Genomic DNA, 6,030 nt, shown 5'->3' with positions numbered 1-6,030 from the left:
CAGGGCGCCGCCGATGCCGCCGACCCCGTGCACGCCGACCACGGCGAGCGAGTCGGCCGCCCCCAGCATCTTCTTCAGGCCGTTGACGCCCCACCGGCAGGCGAAGCCGGCCACGAAGCCGATCACGATGGCGCCCATCAGACCGACGTTGCCGGCCGCCGGGGTGATGGCCACCAGGCCACCGACTGCGCCGGACGCAGCGCCCAGCATCGAGGCCTTGCCCTTCATCAGCGCTTCGCCGATGCACCAGGCCAGCACCGCTGCCGCCGTGGCAGAGAAGGTGTTGGCGAAGGCCAGCACGGCGAAGTTGCCGGCTTCGAGCGCCGAGCCGGCGTTGAAGCCGAACCAGCCCACCCACAGCATCGAGGCACCCACCATCGTCAGCGTCAGCGAGTGCGGCGTGAAGGCTTCCTTGCCGTAGCCCACGCGCTTGCCGATCATGTAGGCACCCACCAGGCCGGCCACGGCAGCGTTGATGTGCACCACGGTACCGCCGGCGAAGTCGAGCGCGCCCCATTGCCAGATCAGGCCGGCCTTGGCGGTCATGTCTGCGGCCACGGCGGCGGAGCTGTAGGCGTCCGGGCCCATCCAGTACCACACCATGTGTGCGATCGGTGCGTAGCTGAAGGTGAACCACAGCACCATGAACATCAGCACGGCCGAGAACTTGATGCGCTCGGCGAAGGCACCCACGATCAGGCAGCAGGTGATGCCGGCGAAGGTGGCCTGGAAGGCCGCGAACAGCAGCTCAGGAATGTAGACGCCCTTGCTGAAAGTGGCGGCCATGGCCATCGAGCCGTCGGCCGGGTTGAACAAGCCCTTCATGAACAGGCGATCCAGCCCGCCGATGAACGAGTTGCCTTCGGTAAACGCTAGGCTGTAGCCATAGACGAACCACAGCACGACGATCAACGAGAAGGTGACCATCACCTGCATCAGGACCGACAGCATGTTCTTGCTGCGCACCAGGCCGCCGTAGAAGAGGGCGAGGCCCGGCACCGTCATCATGATGACGAGCAGGGTGGCGACGATCATCCAGGCCACGTCGCCCTTGTTGGCGACGGGTGTCGGGGCTGCCGAAGCGGCAGGAGCCGCAGCCGATGCGGCCTCCGCAGGCGCAGACGCCGCTGCAGGAGCGGCAGCGACCGAAGCAGCCGCCTCCGGTGCGGATGCGGCCTGCGCGTACGAGGCTCCGCTGAAGCCCAGGACCGACAGGCCCAGGACGAAAGTTGCAATGAGTTTTTTCATGGGGGTTGTCTCTCTTTTTCGCGTCAGAGGGCGTCCTTGCCCGTCTCACCAGTGCGGATGCGCACCACCTGCTCCAGCGGCGAGACAAAAATCTTGCCGTCGCCGATCTTGCCGGTGCGGGCTGCGGTTTCGATGGCTTCGATCACGCGGTCGATGAGCGAGTCATCCACGGCGGCTTCGATCTTCACCTTGGGCAGAAAGTCCACCACGTACTCCGCACCGCGGTACAGCTCGGTGTGGCCCTTTTGGCGGCCGAAGCCCTTGACTTCGGTCACCGTGATGCCCTGAACGCCAATGGCGCTGAGGGCCTCACGAACTTCGTCAAGCTTGAACGGCTTGACGATGGCAGTCACCATCTTCATGGTCATCTCCAGTTAGAGGATTCAGTGGGTGTTGCAGCTACTTCGACTTGGTGATCGTCACGACGGCGTGGTCCGTGGGGAGCGCCATCAGGGCGAAGGGTCTTGTGCAGCTTTTGTGCCAAGGCCTTTTTGGGGCATCGCGCCCCATCGGCGAGCCTTCTTTTGTCTGACAACGTTCCATTGCACCAAATAAGTGTTCTCCCGGTCGAAACCACGCAGGCGGCACGCTTTTGGTGCGAATCACCCTGAGTCAGCCCGGGCGCCCGGCCGGGCACAATTGCCGCCACATGACAGCGGCGCACACGTCTGCGCCGCGCATGCACAGGGAGAGAAGAACATGTCACTTGCGGTCATCCACAGCCGGGCGCTTGACGGCCTCGCCGCGCCGGCGGTCACGGTCGAGGTTCATCTGGCCAACGGTTTGCCCAGCTTCACGCTGGTGGGTCTGGCTGACACCGAGGTCAAGGAAGCGCGCGAGCGCGTGCGCGCCGCGCTGCAAAACAGCGGGCTCGAATTTCCCCACAACAAAAGAATCATCGTGAACCTGGCGCCGGCCGACCTGCCGAAAGAAAGCGGGCGCTTTGACTTGCCGATCGCCTTGGGCATCCTCGCGGCGAGTGGCCAGGTCGACGCACAACGCCTGTCGCGCTTCGAGTTCGCGGGTGAGTTGTCATTGGCCGGCGACCTGCGACCGGTACGCGGCGCCTTGGCGATGGGGCTGGCGCTGCAGCGTGATGCCCAAACGGCGCGCGCTCTGGTGTTGCCCGTTCAAAGCGCACAAGAGGCGGCCCTGGTCGAAGGCCTCGCCATTCACAGCGCCGCCCACCTGCTGGAGGTGGTGCAGGCCATGCAGCCCGTCGTGGATGCAACCCAGGCGGCCGAACTGCCGCGGGCCCGGGCCGAGGTGTTTTACAACCCCGTCAGCGTGCCCGACCTGATCGAAGTCAAAGGCCAGGCCGCTGCCAAGCGTGGGCTCGAGCTCGCCGCGGCGGGCGGGCACAGTGTGTTGATGATGGGCCCACCCGGCACCGGCAAATCGATGCTGGCGCACCGGTTTGCGGGCTTGTTGCCGCCGCTGTCGCAAGACGAGGCGCTCGAGTCGGCCGCGGTGCTGAGTTTGAATGGTGGCTTCAGCCCCGAGCGCTGGGGCGTGCGGACGACCCGCCAGCCGCACCACAGTGCGTCGTCGGTCGCGCTGGTCGGTGGTGGCTGTGGCGTTTCAAAATAGATGCGACGACGCCTTAATAGCTGCGACTGAATAGACATAATCATCTGCGCGTAGATGCAGGGGTCGCGTGCGTGATTATTGAGAAAAGGCAACTCGAACAAGTCCAACTTCGCCATTTAGTGGTGAGGCGCGGTCCACCAGAGGATTGCGTCGTATGGTGGTACGGCGCAGCCCGACGCAACCTCAGAGACAGGACTCTTCCTCTAATAGTCGTTTGGTTCCGCAGACTACGCGCCGACGGTTCCTTGGGCCCGTTCATCCGACATGACGTGGGCATTACCGAGCTGGCACTCCTCCAAATCGGGACAATCTGGAATGAAGGAAGTTGCAGAAGCCAGATCTTGTTGGAGGAGCGTGAGTTCAGTGTCGACTTTTCGCCCGGGAAATGGCGCTACACGAGCCAGGCCCGATCCGCTGACCTCGGCCCCGATCCGCTGATCCCAGTCGATGAGTACCCGCTTCGTCATCCCCTCAGAGACCGAAGCGAAGTATTGGTGTTCGATCTGCAAGATGGGCGCGAACTGCTCGTGCCATCGCTAGAGTTCTTTTCGCGATGCTACGGCCGATCAGCCGAGGTTAACCGTGTGTTGAGTACCTACCGGTGGAGCGACGCAGAGCCGCGCCTCTACCTGCCGGACACTGAGCCAGTACCCTCCGGGCTCTGGTCCGTCAAACTGCCATCCAACATCTACAACGATGACGCGATGTTCGTGGCGCATGTGAAGTACGACAACCACGCCAGGATCGCTGCCAAGAGCGTCTACTCCAATCTGGAGACACAATTCGACAGCCCCAGCGGCTGGGCATTCCCACAGATCGGGCCGTGGTTTGTCGGACCAGCCAAGCTAATTGTGGAAGGCATCCCACTGGCGCGAGATCGGTTCCTGGCGCTGCGCATCGTCGGAGGCTCGGAGCCCAACGGCCCTCGCATATGGAGCTTCCGAGAGAACCCTGGCGAAGCGGACGAACCCGCACCGGACGGAGCCCCGCAAAGCGACTGGACTGGCGGGCGCGACAAAAGGCACGGCGATATTCGCTCACTGGTGAACGTAACCCCGAACGACCCAGCCGGCCATGACGGCAACATCGTCGAGGTGCGCAATCCCGGGTTCCGCATCGTAGGCCCACGTCGAGAGGTCGTCCCACATAAACTTTCCAACGCGAAGACGCGACCTGGGCCCCCGGTCCCGGATGAAAAGTCCGATAAGCATTCACCAGGGGAGAGACAAGGGTCTGGTGCCACTGGCGTGGCATCTATACACACTTTAACCAAGCTCGAATCGAGCGGCGCAGCGCGGGATGTGTGGAACGCGCTGCTTCATCTGAAACAGACGTGCCGCGAAGTGATCGAGGCAGTCGGTTGGTGCAGCGCGCAGCTTGACGAAATCAATTTCATCGACAAGGAGCCATGCATGGTGGCCTTGTTGCCATCCGACGAAAAGCAGGACAAGGGAGTTGCGTTGCCCGCGTCCAATTGGGTGTATGTCGATCACGCACAGACTCGGATCCGAGGCGTTCTTATTGCGTTCGTGAGGACCCCCGACCGGTCTGCATACATCTTCGAGATAGAGCGGCGGAGCGGCCAGCGCACGGCCCAGGATGGCAGCACCTACGAAAAGGAGCAGGCGTTCTGCGGCTTGATCGTCTCACCGCCTGCAGGCGCTAAGCCGAGCGAGTGGATCCCCAAAGTTCTCGAGGGAATTCGCAGCAATCAAGGCGTCATGGTGCGTGTGATCCCGTACTGTCCCGGCCACCTTGTTGACTACTACCGAAGATCATCGTCCCGTGCCGATGACATCGCCGGGCACTCGACAGTTGTTGCCGCTCTTGGAAAAGTAAACATCACTGTGCCGCGCCCAAAGGACAAGCCCCGCGAGTGACGGTCCATCAAGAAGCCGAGTTCTGATTTGCGCAAAAGAGAAAGCACCGCAGCCGGTACGCATTCGCGACTTCTTCGGTACCTGTCATTGCAGCTGACTTACCGAGATGCCGTTCCTTTCGCCAGAGCAGCAGCGACCGCGGCGTTGCACATCGCGGCGGAAGCTTCTATGTCGTCTAGCGCAGATGCAAGAAGAGCCTTGAACTTGACGTCGCGCTCCTCGGTCCACGGCATGCGCTGAAGCACCCCATCCACGCCCCCGCTCGGAAGCGAGTCCTCCAATAGTCGGCGGGCTTCAGCGACGCGCGCGAACCCACGAACCATCTTCAAACCAAGTTCCTCGCCCAGCGGAGCCAGTCGACTGGCGACCTCCAGGCCAATTGGCTCCAGCCGCGAGAACATGTCTTTTGCCATCTCCTCGTTGTCGGCGAAAATGTCCCAGGACGCGAAGAGGATCGCCAAACCAAAGCGGCGAAGGTGATCTGCAGCGAGATCCAGCATTGAACCAATCTGTGCAGCGGCCAGTGTCGCGATTCGACGCTCACCTTCGGCGCGCAGCCTCGACTCATTCTGGCTAAATCGAAGCGAGAGCCAAGCAACCAACAACGTCGCAAGGACTCCTAGTAACGTAGCCGCATTCCCCGTTCCGGGAGATACCCATAATGCTTGTCCTTGCTCCCAGGGAGTATTAACGGCACTCGCGGCGACAGAAGCCTTCGTGGCGCTTGCAGTGCTTGAAGCCTGCGCGGTATCCGCAACTTGTGCCATGACACTCCCTTTCTGCGCGCGTCTCGATCCTTGTGATCAAGCGAACTTGGCCAACACGGCCCCAAGACTGTGTTGATGCCTCCTAAAGCAGATTTCTATGACTGTAGCGGCTAGCTAGGTCCAGCGCCTTGAGCCGACACTCAACCTCAGTTGGGGGAGAGGGAGTCTGTCAAGGGCCGCCCCATGTATGGGTATGCGGCTGCACGCCGTCGTACCCCCACCAAGTCCACCAGTGGCGGCGGATTGTCGGGGAATACACTACGCCCAAAACACAATGGCCTCGCGGGCCGCTTGAGGGAGAGAAATGGCCACTGATCCGATCGCGCCCACGGTTAGCCCACTACCGACAATCGGGGACATAAAGACAGCCGCCACCCGCTTTTTAGCGTGGGCCCACAACTCGGGCGTTCTAAGTACAGACTCGTATTCGCCTGGTGGTGAACTGAGCGCACCGTTGTTTTCACCTCCTCTTACCGGGCCAGCGGTTGCTGCGCTACGTCAGCGTCAGGTTCGTTTCGTCGTAGCTGAGGAGGTTGCCGCTGACC

4 protein-coding genes and 1 pseudogene are annotated in these 6,030 nt (G+C 62.1%); 2 read left to right on the top strand and 3 right to left on the bottom strand.

Translation table 11 applies throughout. The features are described 5' to 3' along the window. Together RMO40_RS17895 and glnK are read right to left on the bottom strand one after the other, a co-directional pair. A partial coding sequence (locus RMO40_RS17895) for an ammonia channel protein (RefSeq protein ID WP_309724315.1) occupies positions 1-1,248 on the bottom strand: 1,248 nt, incomplete at its 3' end. 23 nt (positions 1,249-1,271) lie between these two features. Next, on the bottom strand, positions 1,272-1,610 hold the full coding sequence (gene glnK, locus RMO40_RS17890; RefSeq protein WP_047487477.1) for a P-II family nitrogen regulator: 339 nt from the start codon (positions 1,608-1,610) through the stop codon (positions 1,272-1,274). A 337-nt stretch (positions 1,611-1,947) separates the two neighbouring features. On the opposite strand from glnK, the pseudogene RMO40_RS17885 reads away from it, so the two are divergent. Beyond that, positions 1,948-2,820, top strand: a pseudogene (locus RMO40_RS17885) (YifB family Mg chelatase-like AAA ATPase); the annotation flags it as partial. 287 nt (positions 2,821-3,107) lie between these two features. Continuing rightward, the gene (locus RMO40_RS17880; protein WP_309724312.1) at positions 3,108-4,718 is read left to right on the top strand and encodes a hypothetical protein; all 1,611 of its coding nucleotides are present in this window, start codon (positions 3,108-3,110) and stop codon (positions 4,716-4,718) included. Positions 4,719-4,816: 98 nt separating this feature from the next. On the opposite strand, the gene RMO40_RS17875 is transcribed toward RMO40_RS17880, so the two are convergent. Next, on the bottom strand, positions 4,817-5,485 hold the full coding sequence (locus RMO40_RS17875; protein ID WP_309724310.1) for a hypothetical protein: 669 nt from the start codon (positions 5,483-5,485) through the stop codon (positions 4,817-4,819). Between the last annotated feature and the right edge of the window lie 545 nt (positions 5,486-6,030).

Source organism: Rhizobacter sp., assembly GCF_031412075.1.
GTDB lineage: Bacteria > Pseudomonadota > Gammaproteobacteria > Burkholderiales > Burkholderiaceae_C > Rhizobacter.
Note: the sequence above shows the minus strand (reverse complement) of the source record. Positions and strands in the feature narration are given on the sequence as shown.